General features: G+C 73.4%; 16 protein-coding genes. 5 read left to right on the top strand and 11 right to left on the bottom strand.

Translation table 11 applies throughout. From position 1 onward, the window contains the following. Positions 1-71 precede the first annotated feature (71 nt). Positions 72-1,508, bottom strand: a complete 1,437-nt coding sequence (locus ABFX46_RS00485) for a multicopper oxidase family protein (protein WP_346039325.1) — start codon at positions 1,506-1,508, stop codon at positions 72-74. Between the two features lie 194 nt (positions 1,509-1,702). Here ABFX46_RS00485 and rfbB point away from each other — a divergent pair, with 194 nt between their 5' ends. Next, the gene (gene rfbB, locus ABFX46_RS00490; protein WP_346039326.1) at positions 1,703-2,740 is read left to right on the top strand and encodes a dTDP-glucose 4,6-dehydratase; all 1,038 of its coding nucleotides are present in this window, start codon (positions 1,703-1,705) and stop codon (positions 2,738-2,740) included. Here the strand turns inward: rfbB and ABFX46_RS00495 are convergent. The 3 genes from ABFX46_RS00495 to ABFX46_RS00505 form a co-directional block, all read right to left on the bottom strand. Then, positions 2,724-3,020: an antibiotic biosynthesis monooxygenase family protein gene (locus ABFX46_RS00495; RefSeq protein ID WP_346039327.1), complete on the bottom strand. Its 297-nt coding sequence runs from the start codon at positions 3,018-3,020 to the stop codon at positions 2,724-2,726. The genes rfbB and ABFX46_RS00495 overlap by 17 nt on opposite strands. A 28-nt stretch (positions 3,021-3,048) precedes the next feature. After that, entirely contained in the window at positions 3,049-3,303 is a 255-nt protein-coding gene (locus tag ABFX46_RS00500) for an acyl carrier protein (protein WP_346039328.1), read from the bottom strand. 93 nt (positions 3,304-3,396) lie between these two features. After that, positions 3,397-5,409, bottom strand: coding sequence for an AfsR/SARP family transcriptional regulator (locus tag ABFX46_RS00505; protein WP_346039329.1), 2,013 nt, complete (start codon positions 5,407-5,409; stop codon positions 3,397-3,399). Positions 5,410-6,100: 691 nt separating this feature from the next. Here ABFX46_RS00505 and ABFX46_RS00510 point away from each other — a divergent pair. Then, positions 6,101-6,811, top strand: coding sequence for an N-acyl homoserine lactonase family protein (locus ABFX46_RS00510; RefSeq protein ID WP_346039330.1), 711 nt, complete (start codon positions 6,101-6,103; stop codon positions 6,809-6,811). Positions 6,812-6,882: 71 nt separating this feature from the next. Further along, the gene (locus ABFX46_RS00515) at positions 6,883-7,266 is read left to right on the top strand and encodes an antibiotic biosynthesis monooxygenase family protein (RefSeq protein ID WP_346039331.1); all 384 of its coding nucleotides are present in this window, start codon (positions 6,883-6,885) and stop codon (positions 7,264-7,266) included. A gap of 81 nt (positions 7,267-7,347) precedes the next feature. On the opposite strand, the gene ABFX46_RS00520 is transcribed toward ABFX46_RS00515, so the two are convergent. Genes ABFX46_RS00520 through ABFX46_RS00535 form a run of 4 tightly spaced genes read right to left on the bottom strand, consistent with a single transcriptional unit; the run spans position 7,348 to position 12,611 of the window. Further along, on the bottom strand, positions 7,348-9,027 hold the full coding sequence (locus tag ABFX46_RS00520) for an FAD-dependent monooxygenase (RefSeq protein ID WP_346039332.1): 1,680 nt from the start codon (positions 9,025-9,027) through the stop codon (positions 7,348-7,350). Next, a complete protein-coding gene (locus ABFX46_RS00525; protein WP_346039333.1) occupies positions 9,024-10,382 on the bottom strand; it encodes an acetyl-CoA carboxylase biotin carboxylase subunit in 1,359 nt (452 codons plus the stop codon). Before ABFX46_RS00525 ends, ABFX46_RS00520 begins: the two co-directional genes overlap by 4 nt. A gap of 59 nt (positions 10,383-10,441) precedes the next feature. Next, positions 10,442-10,930, bottom strand: coding sequence for an acetyl-CoA carboxylase biotin carboxyl carrier protein (gene accB / locus ABFX46_RS00530; protein WP_346039334.1), 489 nt, complete (start codon positions 10,928-10,930; stop codon positions 10,442-10,444). Beyond that, positions 10,923-12,611: an acetyl-CoA carboxylase carboxyltransferase subunit alpha gene (locus ABFX46_RS00535; protein WP_346039335.1), complete on the bottom strand. Its 1,689-nt coding sequence runs from the start codon at positions 12,609-12,611 to the stop codon at positions 10,923-10,925. Before ABFX46_RS00535 ends, accB begins: the two co-directional genes overlap by 8 nt. Positions 12,612-12,783: 172 nt before the next feature. Here ABFX46_RS00535 and ABFX46_RS00540 point away from each other — a divergent pair, with 172 nt between their 5' ends. Beyond that, the gene (locus ABFX46_RS00540) at positions 12,784-13,041 is read left to right on the top strand and encodes a DUF6059 family protein (RefSeq protein WP_346039336.1); all 258 of its coding nucleotides are present in this window, start codon (positions 12,784-12,786) and stop codon (positions 13,039-13,041) included. A 19-nt stretch (positions 13,042-13,060) separates the two neighbouring features. Here ABFX46_RS00540 and ABFX46_RS00545 read toward each other — a convergent pair whose 3' ends face one another. Then, positions 13,061-13,564, bottom strand: a complete 504-nt coding sequence (locus tag ABFX46_RS00545) for a MarR family winged helix-turn-helix transcriptional regulator (RefSeq protein ID WP_346039337.1) — start codon at positions 13,562-13,564, stop codon at positions 13,061-13,063. A 383-nt stretch (positions 13,565-13,947) separates the two neighbouring features. On the opposite strand from ABFX46_RS00545, the gene ABFX46_RS00550 reads away from it, so the two are divergent. Next, positions 13,948-15,504 (top strand): alpha-L-arabinofuranosidase B, encoded by a 1,557-nt coding sequence (locus tag ABFX46_RS00550; RefSeq protein WP_346039338.1) that lies wholly within the window; start codon positions 13,948-13,950, stop codon positions 15,502-15,504. 69 nt (positions 15,505-15,573) lie between these two features. On the opposite strand, the gene ABFX46_RS00555 is transcribed toward ABFX46_RS00550, so the two are convergent. Further along, the gene (locus tag ABFX46_RS00555; RefSeq protein WP_346039339.1) at positions 15,574-16,809 is read right to left on the bottom strand and encodes a styrene monooxygenase/indole monooxygenase family protein; all 1,236 of its coding nucleotides are present in this window, start codon (positions 16,807-16,809) and stop codon (positions 15,574-15,576) included. A gap of 18 nt (positions 16,810-16,827) precedes the next feature. Beyond that, complete coding sequence (locus ABFX46_RS00560; protein WP_346039980.1) at positions 16,828-17,394, bottom strand: GTP-binding protein; 567 nt, start codon at positions 17,392-17,394, stop codon at positions 16,828-16,830. Position 17,395 lies beyond the last annotated feature (1 nt).

Consider the following 17,395-nt stretch of genomic DNA (forward strand, 5'->3'; position numbering starts at 1 on the left):
TCGCCGGGTCGGGAACTGAAACGCTTTCGCGCGGGGCTAGAGCACCTCTGGAGCGACGGTGGTGACCTCGGTCATGCGATGACCTCGGCCTGCGCCATCATCCCCATGGAGGAGTGGTCGAGCAGGTGGCAGTGGTACAGGTAGCGTCCGAGGTACCGGTCGAAGCGGACCTTGAGCCGCACGTCGCCGCCGATCGGCACGGCGACGGTGTCCTTGCGGCCCGCCTCGTGCCCCGTGACCGGCCGCCCGTTGCGGTCCAGGACCTGGAAATGGGTGCCGTGCACGTGGAAGTTGTGGGGCACCGACGGCTGGACGTCGCGGTTGTGGACCCGCCAGATCTCGGTCTCCCCCCGCTTGATCCTCATGTCGACGCGGTCCATGTCGAACGTCCTGCCGTCGATGACGAACCGGCCCGTGGACAGGTCGAGGTTCATGGCGATGTCGCGGGTGGCGACGGCCTCGCCGAGGTCGTGCGCGCGGCCGAGCCGTTCCGGCACGCGGCTGAAGTCGGGGACGCGGTGCCCGACGTCGAACCGCATGACGCTGGTGGTCGCGTCGTCCGTCCCGTCGGTGTTGTGCAGGACGACGCGGGTGCCGGGCCGGTACCGGGCGAAGTCCACGACCACGTCCACGCGCTCGGCGGGCGACAGCGTGACGGAGGCGGCGGTGACGGGGGCGGGCAGCAGACCGCCGTCGGACGCGATGACCGTCATCGCGTCGCCGTCGCCCTCGCCGAGCCGCAGCGTGAAGTACCGCTCGTTGGATCCGTTGAGCAGCCGCAGCCGGTACTTGCGGCCGGCCACCCGCAGGTACGGTTGCGGACGGCCGTTGACCAGCAGGGTGTTGCGGTACCGGAAGTCGTCCATCTCGAACAGGAGCCGGCCCTGCTCGTCGAACCGCGCGTCGCGCAGCATCAGCGGCACGTCGTAGCGGCCGGACGGCAGGCCCAGGCGGCGCTCGCGGCGGTCGCCGAGGAGGTAGAACCCGGCCAGCCCGCGGAAGACCATCTCGGCCTCCATGTGGTGGCTGTGGTCGTGGTACCAGAGCGTCGCCGCGGGCTGCCGGTTGCCGTAGACGTACCGCCGGTCGGCGCCGGGGGCGATCGCGTCGGCCGGATGCCCGTCCTGGCCGGGCGCGACGAGGCCGCCGTGCAGGTGCACCACGGTCTCGTGCGTCATCGCGTTCGTCTGCCGGACGACGACCCGGCGGCCCGCCTCGGCGCGGATGGTCGGGCCGGGGAAGCGCCCCTCGTAACCCATGATCGGGGTGCTGACGCCGGGCAGGATCTCCGCGGCGCCGTCCCGGATCGTCATGTCGTAGTAGTCGGTGGTCGCGGTCCGGCGCACCGGGACGGCCGTCTCCGGCACGCTCAGCGGCACCGAGAACGGCGGCGGCGCCGTGACGTCCGCCCAGGCGCGGCCGCGCCGCCCGATCGCCGCCGTCCCCGGCAGCGCCGCCGCGCCGGCGGCGACCGCCCCCAGCCTGATGACTCCCCGTCTGCTCAGCATCGGCTGTCCCTCCGCAGGTGTGATCGAGCCTTCCGCAGGTGTGATCGAGCAGGGACACGGTCGCGCGCCGTTCTCAAGGGGCGCTGGAGGGACGTTCCCGGGAGCCGCCGCGGGAGCCATCTCGCTCGGGAATCGAGCAGCCGTTGCGAGCGTGCGGCGACGCTCCGGGAGACAGCGAGCCGAAAGGGAGACAGATGGCACGCACCATCGCCGTGACGGGCGCCGCCGGGTTCATCGGCGGCAACTTCGTGCGCTACTGGCGCTCGGTCCACCCCGAGGACAGGCTGGTCGCGATCGACGCCCTGACCTATGCCGGGAACGTGCGCAACCTCGACGAGGTCCGCGCCGAGATCGTCTTCGTCCAGCACGACATCGCCGACGAGGAGGCGATGACCAGGGTCCTGCGCGCGAACGACGTGGACGTGGTGGTGAACTTCGCCGCCGAGACCCACAACAGCCTGGCCGTGCTGGAGCCGGCGCGCTTCTTCCGCACCAACGTCCTCGGGACGCAGTCGCTGCTGGAGGCGTGCCGGCGGGCCGGGGTGGGCCGGTTCCACCAGGTGTCCACGTGCGAGGTCTACGGCGATCTCGCGCTGGACTCGACCGAGTCGTTCACCGAGTCCAGCCCCTACCTGCCGCACACGCCCTACAGCGCCAGCAAGGCGGGCGCCGACCATGTCGTACGCAGCTACCAGCACACCTTCGGCCTGCCGGTGACGATCTCCAACTGCGCCAACAACTACGGCCCCTACCAGTTCCCGGAGAAGGTGCTGCCGCTGTTCGTCACGAACGCGCTGGCCGGGCTGCCGCTGCCGATGTACGCCTCGACCGGCAACAAGCGGGAGTGGATCTCGGTGACCGACCACTGCCGGGCCATCGACCTGATCCTCGCCCGCGGCGAGCCCGGCCAGACCTACCACGTGGGCAGCGGCGAGGAGGGCACCATCGAGGAGATCGCCGACCTGGTGCTGGACGAGCTCGGCCTGCCCGGGTCGCTCAAGACGCTGGTGTCCGACCGGCCCGGGCACGACCGCCGCTACCTGCTCGACTCCTCCCGGATCCGGCGGACGCTCGGGTGGGCGCCCGAGGTGGCGTTCGAGCGCGGCGTCCGCGAGACCATCCGCTGGTACCGCGGCAACCGCGCCTGGTGGGAGCCGCTGCTCGCGCACCGCCGGATCGCGGAGGAGTCGTGGAGCGGGCGCGAGCGGGCGCCGCTCAGTAGGCGGCGGTGACCTCGTAGATCCCGAACGGGCCGCGGCCCCGGCCGTCCTGCAGGGGGCGGAGCGGGGCGGTGGCGCCGCGGTGCCCGGCGCCCTCCTCCCACTCCCGGAACGAGTCCAGGTCGGCCCACTCGCTCATCACGACGAAGGCCCCCGGCTCGTGGACGGACCGCAGCAGCGCGTTGCCGAGCAGTCCCGGCGTGCCCGCGAGGGCGCCGCTGACGGTGTGGTAGGCGTCCTCGACCGCCCGGGGGTCGTCGCCGGGCGCGCTCGCGTAGACCAGCACGCGCACCCGCCCGACCACGTCCCCGGGCGGCCCGTCACGCCGCGGCGATGCGCGGAGTGACATAGTCGACCACGTCGTCGGGCGTGCGGAGCTCCTCGACCTGCTCGTCGGGGATCGCCACCAGGAACTCCTGCTGGATCCGCGCCGCCAGCTCCAGGCGGGCCAGCGAGTCGTAGCCCATCTCGTCGAAGGACACCGCGCCGATCTCCGAGTCCAGGCTGATGGAGTCGGGCTCGCCCGCGCAGTCCCGCAGGATGCGCCGGACGTCGTTCACCGTGAACCGGGCCATCGTCTCTCCTCTCGTGCCGATGTGGCCCCACTGTCGCGGCAGCGGCTTGAACTCCGCTGGACCCGGGATGGAAATCCGGGCGCGGGCCGGCGCTCAGCCATTGCCGAGCGCCTTCACCACGCCGTTCACGGGACGCGCCCGCCTGGGCGGCGGCTCCGCCGGCGCCGCCGCGCGGACCATGTGCGGGTCGCGGTGCTCGTGCCCGCAGTCGGGGCGCTCGCCGACGCTCTCCCACACGGGGCGGCCGTTCTCGCGCGCCGGGCGGACGCCCTCGCGGACCGCGCGGGCGTGGTCGGCGGCCGCCGCGGGGGCCGCCTCCGGCCGGTCCCGGGCCGCCGGCTCCAGCAGCTCCTCGTCGAGGCGCTCGCGGGCGAACACGCGCACCAGCTCGTGGAGCCGGTAGCGGATCTCCCCGCCGCCGCCCATGCTGACCGACAGCAGGTGGCAGCCCGCCAGCCGGATCAGCTGGGCCTCGACCTCGTCGGTGCCGTTGCCGATCAGCCGGGCCGCGGTCGTCGCGGTGAAGTCCGGCGGCGGCAGCAGGCTGATCAGGCGGAGCGCGCTGCGGTCGCCGGCGTCCAGCCGCCGGTAGCCGGACGCCAGCCGGGCCCGCACGTCCAGCTCGGCGAACGACAGCAGGTCGAGCCGACGCGGCAGGCTCTCCAGCTGCGCGGCCAGCTTCTCCACCGGCCACGTCTGCATGGCCGCGAGCCGGGACCCCACCGCCCGGACGGCGAGCGGGAGCCGCCCGGCCAGCCGCACGACGCGCTCGGCCGCGCCGAGCTCGTCGGCGCCGAACCGGCGGCCGCTCACCGCCTCGATCAGCGCCATCGCGTTGCGGGTCGACATCACGTCCAGCTCCACGTGCCGCACCCCCGGCAGGCTGTAGAGGCCCCGCCGGGTGGTGATGATCACCGCGCAGTTCGGCGACGCCGGGAGCAGCGGCGCGACCTGCGACACCGAGTGCGCGTCGTCCAGCACGACCAGCACCCGCCGGCCCATGCTCCAGGTGCGGAACAGCTTGCTGCGCTCCTGGAGGTTGCCGGGGATCTCCGCGGCCGGCACTCCGATCGCCCGCGCGAAGCCCTCCAGGATCTCGTGCGGGTCGGTCGGCCGGTCGCCCGAGCCGCGCAGGTCGGCGTAGAGCTGGCCGTCGGGGAACTCCGCGCGGTCGGCGTGGCCGGCCCGCAGCGCGAGGGCGGTCTTGCCGACCCCCGGCATGCCGGAGATCGACACCGCCCGCGCGGCCGTGTTCTCGCCCTGGGGACGCACCAGGTGGCGGCGCACGTCCCGCAGGACCTCCTCCCTGCCCACGAAGTCAGAGATGTCCGGGGGGAGCTGCGCGGGCACCAGGAGGGTCTCGAAACGGCCGCGCACGAGGGGAGCTGAGGCGCCTTCGTCGCGGGACTCGGCGTCGGAGTTGAGCAGGTTCAGGTGGAGCTGCTGGACGGCCGCGGACGGCTCCATGCCCAGCTCGTCGATCAGCATCCGGCGCAGCCCCTGGTAGACCTCCAGGGCCTCGTAGCGGCGCCCGGACCGGTGCAGCGCCATCATCAGATGGGAGTGGAACCGCTCGTTCAGCGGATGCTCCGACACCAGCATCTTCAGCTCGCTGATCAGCTGCCGGTGCCGGCCGAGTTCCAGGTCGGCGGTGATGCGCAGCTCCAGCGTGCGCAGCCGCTCCTCCTCCAGCCTGGTCACGTGCGCGGACAGGATCTCGCCGGCCGACACGTCGGCCAGCGCGGGCCCGCGCCACAGCGCCAGCGCCTCGCAGAGCCGGTCGGCGGCACGGGCGGCGTCGCCCTCGTCGAGGGCCGTGCGGCCCTCGTGCGCCAGTCGTTCGAACCGCAGCAGGTCACCGCGTTCCGCCGAGACGTCCAGCAGATACCCGGAGACCCTGGTATGGAGGGTCGCCGACGTGCAACGCTCCAACACATCCTTGCGGAGTTTGTAGATGTACGTCTGAAGAGTCGTCATGGCGCTGGCCGGTGGCTCGTCCCCCCACAGCTCGTCGATGAGCTCGCCCACTTGCACGAGCTTCCCGCACCGCACCAGCAGGAAGGCGAGCACCTGCCGCACCTTCGGCGCGGTGGGGGTGAGTTCCATGCCCCCATTGGCCACCCACAGCGGACCCAGAATCCGGAAATACATGCACCCTTCCCAGTGTTCTGTCGTCACATCACATCTCGATTAACCTCAGCCCACGCGAATAACAACCCGGCAAATTCTCGACCGAATCGAAGGCTCAGGCAACGGCCGCTCGCAGCGCAGTCACCGCACGCCGCACGCGCCTCTTGAAAATTCGCATCACCCTCTATACAATTCTCTGCCCGGCCATCCGGGAACCGGGCCGCGCACCCTCTCGCCGTATCGGGCGACCTCTGCACAAGATCCGGACGGCCCGATGGGCGGCGACCTCGCCCTTCGCGAACGAAGACCGCCTCACAGTGCACCATGGCTGCTCGGAGCCCACTCGAAGACCGCTCGCACCGGCGCGCGCACCCGGTCGCCCACCATCTCGGCGCCGATAACTGGCGGCAGCTATTCCGCGTCTTTTCGGACTCGCCCACGCTGTACACGAGCGACCACAGAACGCGATTTCCCAAGGTCATCCGGCGTGCCCGAGAATCCCGGGTTGCAGCCATGTAACGGGCCTATAAATAAGGCTTGAAAGATTACCCGCAAATCAAGGTTTCGGGCGGCCGCCGATCCGGTCGACCGGCATTCGATCCGCCGGCTCTACGCTGGCCGCCCGGTCTCCGGCAACGGGCGGCGACCGCAGACTCCGGAGTGAAGAATGAAGCTTCAACTGCTCTTCAGCGGCCGGATCCGGCCTATCGGCGCGCCGGTCCCGGCGTATCTCATCACCACCGCGGACGCCGTCGTGCTCGTCGACACCGGCCCGCCGCGCGACCGCGCCGGCGCGCACCGCACCGATCCGGACGAGCGCGTCGAGCTGGAACCGGGCGAGGACGTGCCCGCCCAGCTCGGCCGCCTCGGCGTCGCGCCCGGCGACGTCGACCTCGTCGTCTGCACCCATCTGGACCCCGACCACGCCGGCAACCACGACCTGTTCGGGGCGGCCGAGTTCGTCGTCCAGCGGCGCCACCACGCGTGGGCCGCCTCGGACGCCGGGGCGCGCTGCGCGGCCACCCGGGACCGCTGGGACCGGCCGGACGCCCGGTTCCGCCTGATCGACGGCGACACCGAACTGCTCCCCGGCATCGAGCTGATCGAGTCGGGCGGGCACGTGCCCGGACACCAGTCGGTGCTGGTCCGGCTGCCCCGCACCGGGCCGGTGCTGCTCGCCGCCGACGCGATCCCGATGGCCGCCGCGCTCGACCCGCAGAAGCGGCCCGTCTTCCCCTTCGACATGGACGAGGCTGAGGTCCGCGCGTCCACGAAGAAGCTCGTCGACCTGGCCGCCGCGGAGGACGCGCTGATCATCTGCGGCCACGAGCCCGCCAACCTCACCGACCTGCGGGCCGCGCCCGCCTACTACGACTGACCGGGCGCCCGTCCCCGCGCTCCCCCGCCTGCCCACCGTCCGCGACCCGTCCACGCAGCGAGGAGTAGCCCGTGTCCGAGAGACCCGTCCGCGTCGTCGTCCACTACCGCGACCCCCGCGGCCCCACCGGGGCGGTCACGGCCGCCTACGAGCAGGCCGGCCGCGCGCTGCGGGGCACGCCGGGGCTGATCGGCCACGAGCTTCTGGCGGTCGAGGAGGCGGACGGCCGGTACGCGCTGATGATGGCGTGGCGCGACCTCGCCTCCTACCGCGCCTGGGAGCGGTCGCTGCGCGCCGCCGGGCACCCGTCGCCGCTGCGGCCCTACCAGGACCGGACGCGCCCGGCCGGCCACTACGAGGTCTACGAGGTCCACGACGCCTGGTACGAGGCGGTGGGCGGCCGGGCCTCGACAGCGGCCCAGGCGGCGGCCCCGGAGCCCGAGCCGCCGGCCTGAGCACCGCCCGGCGCGCCGAACGGCCGCGCCGCCCCCGAGCCCGAGCGCTCGGAGGCGGCGCGGCCGTCGTCCCGGCCCCTGTCAGCCGGCGACCCGGTCCGCGACGGCGGCGGGCGCGGACCTGCACAGCAGCCGCTCGAACAGCCCGTCGACGCCGTCGCCCTCGGCCGGCGGGCCGGCGCTCCGCCACGCGACGAACCCGTCCGGGCGCACGAGCACGGCGCCGGCTGCGGTCAGCCCGTGCGCGCCGCACAGGTCGACCGCGACGCGGTGGACGTCCCGTCCGATGACGGCCGTCTCGACGGCGACCCCGGACCTGTCGGCGGCCCGCCGCACGGCGTCCGCGCAGGCCGCGCCGTCCGGTCCGGCGAGCAGCACGAACCCGTCGCCGTAGAGGTCGAGCGTGGACGCGAGCCGCCCGTCCCGCTTGACGATGACGTGCGGGGCGCGGGTGCCGGGCCGCCCGGTGGGCTCGGGCTCCCACAGCGGGTCGCCGACGGCGCCGTCCGGCTCCACCGCGGCCGACCGGTAGACCTGGCCGAACGTGACGACCGGGTCGGGCTGGATCCGCGGGTCCGGGGCCGGGCTGGGGCCGCCCGCGATGCGCGGGCGGTCCTTGGACCGCAGCACCGCCTGCTCCACGGTGGCCTCGGCGACCGGGCGGCGCTCCTGCTCGTAGGTGTCCAGCAGCCCGGGGCCGGCCTGCCCGCGCAGCACGGCCGCGAGCTTCCACGCCAGGTTGTGCGCCTCCTGGACGCCGGTGTTGGACCCGTACGCGCCGGTCGGCGGCATCACGTGCGCCGCGTCACCGGCGAGCAGCACCCGCCCGGCGGCGAAGGAGCGGGCGACCCGCCCGGCCGACTCCCAGGAGGCGACGCTCTCGACCTCCACGTCCAGGCCGTCCACGCCGGCGGCGGTCCGCACCAGGTCCGCGCAGTGCTCCGGGGTGAACTCGGCGGCGCGGTCCGGCTCGTACGGCACGTGCAGCAGCCACTCGTCGGCGTTGTTCACCGGCAGCAGCCCGCTGCGCGACGACCCGCTGATCGTGTAGCACATGACGAACCGGCGGCCGCGCAGCGGACCGGTCAGGTCGGCCTTGAACTGGACGTTGAGGAAGTGGGCGAGGGCGCCGGGCCCGTCCATCCCGATGCCGAGCAGGCGGCGCACGAGGCTGCCCGCCCCGTCCGCGCCGACCAGGTAGCCGGCGCGGACGGAGCGCTCGGCGCCGGCGGGGTCGCGCAGCCGGACGGTCACGCCGTCCGCGTCCTGGTCGAAGCCCGTCAGCTCGGTGCCGAACCGCAGGTCGGCGCCGTGCCGGGCGGCGTGCTCGCGCAGCAGCGGCTCGACCTCGTGCTGGTGGCACAGGCACCAGCCGGTCGCGCCGAGCCAGCCCGCGTCGTCGTCGTCGGCGCCGGTGTCGCGGTGGTATCCCTCCTTGAGCGCGCCGAGCTCCCTCCCGGCGAGGCTCTCGGCCGCGATGATGCCGCTGTTGCCGGCGAGCGCCTTCGCGGACGGCATGGCCCGCAGCTCGTCCTCGATGCCCGCCCACCGGAAGAGCTCCATCGCGCGGGCGTTGACCCCCCGCGCGCGGGGATGCGGCGACAGGCCCTCGTTGCGCTCGACGACCATGGACGGCACGCCGTGCCGGCCCAGGAACAGCGCGGTGGCGAGCCCGACCAGGCTCCCGCCCGCGATGACGACCGGCGTGTCGGCTTCGGCGTTCATCGGCGCCCCGGCGTTCATCGGTGCTCCAGCGCTCATCGGTCCCCTCCGGTGCTCATCTCGTCGACCAGTGCGGTCGTGTGCTTGCCCGCGCGGAACGCCGGGTTCTCCAGGACGCCGCGCAGGAAGTCGCGCGTCGTCCGCATGCCCTTGCCTGTGACGTGGAACTCGCCGAGCGCCCGGTCGGCGCGCGCGATCGCCTGCCGGCGGTCGGGCGCCCACACCGCCACCTTGGCCAGCAGCGGGTCGTAGTCGGCGGTGACCCGCATGCCGGGCCGCGCATGGGTGTCCACCCGGACGAAGGGGCCGCCCGGGGGGGCGAACTCGTCCAGGACGCCGGGCGTCGGCAGGAACCCGCGCGCCGGGTCCTCGGCGTTGACCCGCGTCTCGATGGCGACGCCGCGCGGGACGATGTCGCGCTGCCGGACCGACAGGCCGTCGCCCGCGGCGACGCGGAGCTGCTCGCGGACCAGGTCGACGCCGGTCACCAGCTCCGTCACCGGGTGCTCGACCTGGATCCGGCAGTTGACCTCCATCAGGTAGAAGCCGCCGTCCCGGTCGACGAGGAACTCGTAGGTGCCGGCGCCCGGGTAGTGCAGTTCGCTCGCGGAGTGCACGGCGGCCGCGCAGATCCGGTCGGCCAGCTCGCGCGGCAGGCCCGGCGCGGGGGTCTCCTCGACCAGTTTCTGCCGCCGCCGCTGCACCGAGCAGTCGCGCTCCCCGAGGTGGACGACGCCGCCCTCCCCGTCGCCGAGGATCTGCACCTCGATGTGCCGGGCGTGGTCGAGGTACCGCTCGGCGTACAGCCGCGGGTCGCCGAAGGCCACCTGCGCGCCGGCGCGCGCCTCCACGTAGGCGCGGGGCAGCTCGCGGGGGTCGCGCACCACCGTCATGCCGCGGCCGCCGCCCCCGGCGACCGCCTTGATGATGACCGGGTAGCCGATGGACGCCGCGACGGACTTCGCCTGCTCGACCGTCTCCAGCGGCTCGGGGCTGCCCGGCAGCACCGGCAGCCCCGCCCGCCGGGCGATCTCCCGGGCCTGGGCCTTGTCGCCCAGCCGGCTCAGCACCGGCGCGGACGGGCCGACGAACGTCAGGCCCTCGGCCGCGCAGATCTCGGCGAAGTCGGGGTCCTCGGACAGGAAGCCGTAGCCGGGGTGCACCGCGTCGGCGCCCACCTGCAGGGCGGCGGTGACGATGGCGGCGGGGTTGAGGTAGCTGCGGCGGGGGGCGGCCGGGCCGATGCGGACGCACTCGTCGGCGACCCGCGTCACCGCGGAGTCGCGGTCGGCGTCGGAGTACACCGCGACGGTGCGGATGCCCAGCTCCCGGCAGGTGCGCGCCACACGCAGCGCGATCTCCCCCCGGTTGGCGATCAGGACGGTGGAGAACATGAAGACTCCTCAGTGGCGGAGTTGCCCGGGACGGGCCCGGCTTGCCGCGCGCGGCGTGCTCAGACCGGGGCGAGCACGAACAGCGGCTGGCCGTACTCGACGGGCCGGCCGTCGGGCACCAGCACCTCGACGACACGGCCCGCGCGCTCGGCCGTGACGGCGTTCATCAGCTTCATCGCCTCGACGATGGCGACCTGCCGGCCCTCCTCGACCTCGTCGCCGACCTCCACGAACGGCCGTGCCCCGGGGGCCGACGCGCGGTAGAAGGTGCCGACGAGCGGCGCCTCGACGCTGAAGGAGCCGTCGTCGGCGGGACCGGCGTCCCCGGCGGCCGGCTCGCCGGCGGGCAGGGCGGGCGCCGCCGGGGCGGGCGCCGGGCCCGCAGGGGCGGCGGGAGCGGCGGCCGGGTCCGGCCATTCCACCTCGACGCTCAACTCGCCCGCGCGCACCCGGACGCTCTTCAGCGGCCCGGCGGTGGCGCCGATCAGCTCGGCGGCCCGCCGGCACAGGTCGTCGAGCGTGCTCGCGGCGGTCGGGTCCTCAGTCATGTGCACCTCGCTCCTCGGCCCCGAACGCGCCGAACCGGGCGCGGCGCCGCCGCACCAGGTCGGCCGGGGCGATGTCGGCCAGTTCGTCCAGCGTCGCGGTGAGCGCGCCGCGCAGCAGTTCGCCGGCGGCCACCGGGTCCTCGTGCGCCCCGCCGTCCGGTTCGGGCACGACCGCGTCCACGATCCCCTGCCGCAGCAGGTCGCGGGCGTCCAGCCGCAGCGCCGACGCGGCCAGCGGCGCGAGCTCGCGGTCCTTCCACAGGATGGCGGCGCAGCCCTCCGGGCTGATCACCGAGTAGACGGCGCCGGCCAGCGCGAGCACCCGGTCGGCCGCGGCCAGCGCCAGCGCGCCGCCGCTGCCGCCCTCCCCGACGACCGCCGAGACGATCGGCACCGGCAGGCCGGTCATCAGCCGGATGTTCTCGGCGATCGCCCACGCCTGCCCGCGCTCCTCCGCCTCGACGCCCGGATGCGCGCCCGGCGTGTCCACCAGCGTGACGACCGGCAGCCGCAGCTTGGCCGCGAGCCGCATCAGCCGCCCCGCCTTGCGGTAGCCGGCGGGCGAGGCCATGCCGAAGTTGTGCGCGATGCGGTCGGCGGTGTCGCGGCCCTTCTGGTGGCCGATGACCACGACGGGACGCCCGTCCAGCCGCCCGGTCCCGCCCACGATCGCGGGGCAGTCGCCCGACACGCGGTCGCCGCGCAGCTCCTGGAAGTCCTCCAGCAGCTGGCGGATGTAGTCGACGGTCGTCGGGCGCCGCTGGTGCCGGGCCAGCCCGACGACCTCCCACGCGTCCCGTGCGGGCAGCTCCGCCGGGTCGCGGACGAGCCGGACGCCCGCCCCGGCCGGCCCGGCGGCCGGCGCCGCGGGCTTCGCGCCGAGCGCGGCGGCGAGCACGCAGCCCAGCGCAGGGCGCAGCGCCGCGCGCGGGACGACGGCGTCCACGAAGCCCCGCTCCAGCATGAACTCCGCGGTCTGGAAGCCGTCCGGCAGCTCCTGCTGGATCGTCTGCTGGATCACCCGGGGCCCGGCGAACCCGATCCGGGCGCCCGGCTCGGCGAAGATGACGTCCGGCAGGGTGGCGAAGGACGCGGCCACCCCTCCGTAGGTCGGGTCGGTGATGACCGAGACGGTCGGCACGCCCGCCTCGTCCAGCTCGGCGAGGGCCTGGCTGGTCTTCACCATCTGCATCAGGGAGAAGGCGCCCTCCTGCATCCGGGCCCCGCCGGAGGCGGTCACCAGCAGGAACGGCGCGCGGGTCCGGAGGGAGACCCGCGCGGCCCGCGCCAGCCGCTCGCCGACGCCCACGCCGAGGCTGCCGCCCATGAACCGGAAGTCCATGACGGCCGCCACCACCGGGTGGCCCTCCAGCGTCCCGGTCACGCAGGTGACGGCCTCCCGCTCGCCCGTCTCCGCGCGCGCCTGCGCCATCCGCTCCGGATAGGGCCGCGAGTCGGTGAAGCCGAGCGGGTCCTCGGCCACCGCGACGTCGTCCAGCGCGGTCACCGACCCCTCGTCGAGGAGCTGGGCGATCCGCTCGCGCGCGGTGAGCCGGGTGTGCGCCCCGCAACCGGGGCAGACCCGAAGGGAACGGTCGAAGCGCTTGCCGTACGTCAGCTCGCGGCACGCGGGGCAGCCGTACCACCGCACCGCGTCTGTCGGCATCGTCTGCGTACTCACCTGGGCAGAGTCGCCCGGCGGGCTCAACGGCCACTGGACGACCGCTGGACGTGCCGCGCCGCGCGGCCGGCGGCCGGGCGCCCGCCCACCGATCTTCCACCGCCCCTTGAGCGGCGCTCCGCACACTCCGTCCGTGCCCCGCGCCCGCGGGTGCTCAGGACGGGAGGACGCGATGGGACGGGGCCTGCTCCGCCGGGCGCTGCGGTATCTCGGCGCCGGGATGGGTTACGTCGGCTTCGGCGTGATCGGGATGACTCCGAGCCAGTACATGCGGTACATGTCGGAGCGCGCGGACGAGGCCGAGGCCGAGGAGTGCCCGTCCGCGCTCGCGTCCCCGCCTCCGGGCCACCCCGAGCGCCTGGTGCCGGGCGAGCCGCTCAGCGAGGAGGCGTCCCGGCTGTGGGCCCAGCTCGACGACCTCGGCCGGTGAACCGGGCCCGGCCGCGGCGTCAGCCGGCGGCCTCGCCGAACGCCGCCGGGGCGGGGGTGCCGCCGAGCGCGTCGGCGTGCGCGAGCAGCGTCTGGAGGGCGCGCCTCAGCTCGACGTTCCGCGCGGAGTCGCGGCCGCCCAGCGGTTCCAGGTAGCGGTCCTCCAGCTCCCGCACCCCGGGGACGGCCTTCGCCACGACCTCCGAGCCGCGCGCGGTGAGCGAGAGCTGCACGGCCCGGGGATCGTCCGGGTTGTCGGCGCGCTCCACGAGCCCGGCCCGCTCCAGCGTCCGGACGAGCCGGGAGATGTACATCGGCTCCAGGCCGCTGTAGTCGGCCAGCTGCCGCTGGCTGGGCCGGACACCGCTCATGATCATGCCGTGCAGCGACGCCACGACGGCGTACTGGGCGTGCGTGAGCCCGAGCGGCGCCAGGGTGCGGTCCATGGCGACGCGCCAGCGCAGGGACACGTGCCAGAGCAGGTAGCCCGTGGGCGGCGGCGGGGCATCGGCTCGGTTCGCCATGAATACAGTCTACATGTTTATTACTGGCACGTTCCCTCGGCCGCCGCCGAGCGCTCCGAACTGCACGTTCGAAAACAAGTCTTGACACGGCTCGCGGCGTGGTATGCACTCACACCACCGCCTCTCAACGACGCCCCCTTCCTCTCAGGGAGGACGATGTCGGCAGCAGAATGTTAGCGATAACATCCGACCTGGATCTCAATCGGCCACCAAGGGCGTGAACACCCTCGCGACCGCGACCATGCACACATGAAGTGACCTCCTCGCTGTCGAAGGGCCATCGCATTGCCGATGTGAGCGCTAACTCCCAACCGTCCCCGGTGCCACGGCACTGCCGCGTTCTCGCGAAATGAAGTCCAGCAGCAGGAAGGAAGGTCCGCACGATGATTCGGTTACTGCTCGCGCGCTGGAAAAAGGCCGTCCTGTTCGCGGCGGCGGTCGTCGCGCTCGGCGCCGCCAACGTGGCCGGGACGCCGGGCGGGGCGCTGGCGGCGGGGACGCTCCCGTGCGACATCTACGCCTCCGCCGGCACGCCGTGCGTCGCCGCGCACAGCACGACCCGGGCGCTGTTCGGCTCGTACGGCGGCCGGCTCTACCAGGTGCGCCGGGCCTCGGACGGCGCGACCCGCGACATCGGCGTGCTCGGCGCCGGCGGCTACGCCGACGCCGCCTCGCAGGACGCGTTCTGCGCGGGCACCACGTGCGTCATCTCGGTGATCTACGACCAGACGTCCCGGCACAACGACCTCACCCCGGCGCCGCCGGGCGGCGTCGGCGGCCAGGACGACCCGGTCCCCGCGGACGCGCTGCCGGTCACGGCGGGCGGCCACACCGTCTACGGCGCGTCGTTCTCCGGCCGCATGGGCTACCGCGACAACTCGACCTCGGGCATCGCGACCGGCGGCCGGCCGGAGGGGATGTACATGGTCACGTCCGGGACGCACGTCAACAGCGGCTGCTGCTTCGACTACGGCAACGCCGAGACGAACAACCTCGACAACGGCAACGGCCACATGGACGCCATCTACTTCGGCACCCTGTGCTGGTTCTCGCCGTGCCACGGATCGGGGCCGTGGGTGATGGCCGACCTGGAGAACGGGCTGTTCCAGTCCGACAGCGGCGGCAGTGAGAACTCCGGATACACCGGCAACCGGAATCCGTTCGTGACGGCGACGCTGAAGAACAACGGGACGAACTACTTCGCTCTGAAGGACGGCAACGCGCAGTCGGGCGGGCTGTCCACGCGCTACTCCGGTCCGCTGCCGACATCGCGCTCGGGCTATTCGCCGATGCACAAGGAAGGCGCGATCATCCTGGGGATCGGCGGCGACAACAGCAACAGCGCCATCGGCAACTTCTTCGAGGGCGTGATGACCTCGGGGCTGCCCAGCGACGCGGCGGAGAACGCCGTCCAGGCCAATATCGTGTCGGTCGGCTACGGCGCCCCGAGCCCGGTCGCGGGAGGCAGCCTCACCCCCGGCTCGACCGTCTCGCTGCGCGCGACGACGGCCTGCTGCACCACCCGCTACATCCGGCACCAGAACGACAACGTCGTCACCTCGGAGATCTCGTCCGGCAGTTCGGCGCTGGACAGGAACGACGGCTCCTGGATCGTGCGGCGCGGCCTCGCGAACAACTCATGCGTGTCGTTCGAGTCCCGCAACTACCCCGGTGACTTCCTGCGGCACTCGAACTACCAGCTCTACCGGCAGCCGATGGACGGCAGCGCGCTGTTCCGCGCGGACGCCACATTCTGCCCGCAGCCCGGCAAGAGCGGCAGCGGGACCTCCTTCGCCTCCTACAACTACCCGGACCGCTTCATTCGCCATTACAACAACACCGTCTACATCGCCGGCAACGGCGGGTCCCACGACTTCGACGCGTCCGCAAGCTGGGCGGCCGACGTGACGTGGGCCGTCAATTCCCCCTGGGCTCCCTGACCCCCGAAGACGACGAGAGCCGCCCCAGGCCCGGGGGCGGCTCTCGTCCCATGCGTCCGCGCTCTCAGGTCATTTCTGGTCCATGACCGTGGCCAGGTAGTCCTCGGTCTTGGCGGGGTCGAGGAGCCAGTTGGCGAAGTCGCCGGGGTTGGCGTAGCCGTACGCGAAGCGGTAGGCGACCGCCTCGTTCTCGGCGGCGATCGCGAGGACCTTCTGGACGTGCTCGGGCAGCGGCCCGAGCATCATGTTCGTGTAGGCGGTGGGGTACTGCGCGTACTCCCAGTAGGTCTCGAAGGTCTGCCGCATCCATTCGGGGTCGAAGGGGCGTTCGCCGTGCCGGAGGATCGCCTGGAAGTAGGTCTCGGCGCACCGCACCGCGTTGTTGGAGCCCTGGCCGGTGCACGGGTCGTTGGCGACGACGACGTCCGCCATGCCGAGGACGTGCGCGGTCGGCGACAGCGTCCCGACCGGATGCCGGACGACGGGCGCGTAGCCCCCGTACAGCGTGCAGCGCGCGTCGGTGGGTTCTGCGTCCACCGTGCGCTCGTACTCCCACGGCACGTACCGCCGCATGAGGTCGAGGGTGCGGGCGAGGTGGTCGGCGGGGCTCGGACGGTCGTCCCAGCAGTCGAACGGCCCGCCCGGGACCGCCTCCCACAGCAGGATGTCGCAGGGGCCGGTGTTGGTGTAGCCCGGCATGAAGAACAGCTCGCCGACTCCGGGCGTCGCGGTGATGCGCACGTGCGGTTCGGGGTGGTCGGGCCACGGCGTCATGCCGTGCAGGTAGATGCACGACAGCTTCCGCTGCGGACGGTCGTACGGCGAGCGGCTCGCGTCCCGATCGAACAGCTCCACCAGCTCGCCCTTGCCCGCCGCGATGACCGTCAGGTCGTAGAGGGCGGCCAGTCCTTCCAGGTCGGACGTCATCACGCTGTGGTAGACGGTGGCGCCGCCGCGTTCCTCGAACAGCTCCAGCCAGCCGGCCATCTTGACCCGCTGGTCGACCGACTGCGCGTAGTGGTCCCAGCGCCCGAGGGTCTGGAAGGCGCGGGTGCCGGGCGGGGCCGCGACGGTGGCGCGCTGCGCGACGATCCGCGGGGTGCGGTCCTCCCACAGGTTCAGGCCGTGGTCGCGCTCGATCTGGAGCTGCGGCCAGAAGATGCACTGCGTCGACATGACGCGGCCGCCCCGGATCTCGTCCGGCGTCCGCGCCGACATCACCGTGACCTCGTAGCCCTCGGCCTGCAGGCTCAGGGCGAGCTGCAGGCCGGCCTGCCCCGCCCCGACGATCAGGATCCTGCGCATTGTCTCCTCCTCGGGGGGTCAGCGGGCGGCCGGTGCGCGGCCCGCGGTGCGGTCCAGGGTGTGGCCGAGCGTCCGGGTCAGGACGTCGACCGCCGAGGCCCGCTCGCGGGCGTCGCAGCTGACGAGGGGGACGTCCGCGTCCAGACGGAGCGCCTCCCGCACCTGCCCGAGCGGGTGGGTCTGCCGCCCGTCGAACAGGTTCGCCGCGACGATGAACGGGACGTCGGAGTCGTTCTCGAAGTAGTTGACGGCCGCGAACGAGACGTCCAGCCGCCGGGTGTCCACCAGGACGACGGCGCCGCTCGCGCCGCGGCACAGGTCGTCCCACATGGGCCAGAACCGCGGCTGGCCGGGCGTGCCGAACAGGTACAGCACCAGGTCGGACGCGAGGGTGACGCGGCCGAAGTCCATCGCGACGGTCGTGGTCGTCTTGCCGCCGCCGGCGCCGTCGAGCGCGTCGACGGTCTTGGCCGCCTGCGTCATCCACGCCTCGGTGTTCACCGGCGGGATCTCCGAGATGGCCTCGACGAGGGTGGTCTTGCCGACCCCGAACCCGCCCGCGACGACGAGCTTCACCGAGGTCATG

Origin of the sequence: Actinomadura chokoriensis, assembly GCF_039529475.1 — a bacterium.
GTDB lineage: Bacteria > Actinomycetota > Actinomycetes > Streptosporangiales > Streptosporangiaceae > Spirillospora > Spirillospora bangladeshensis.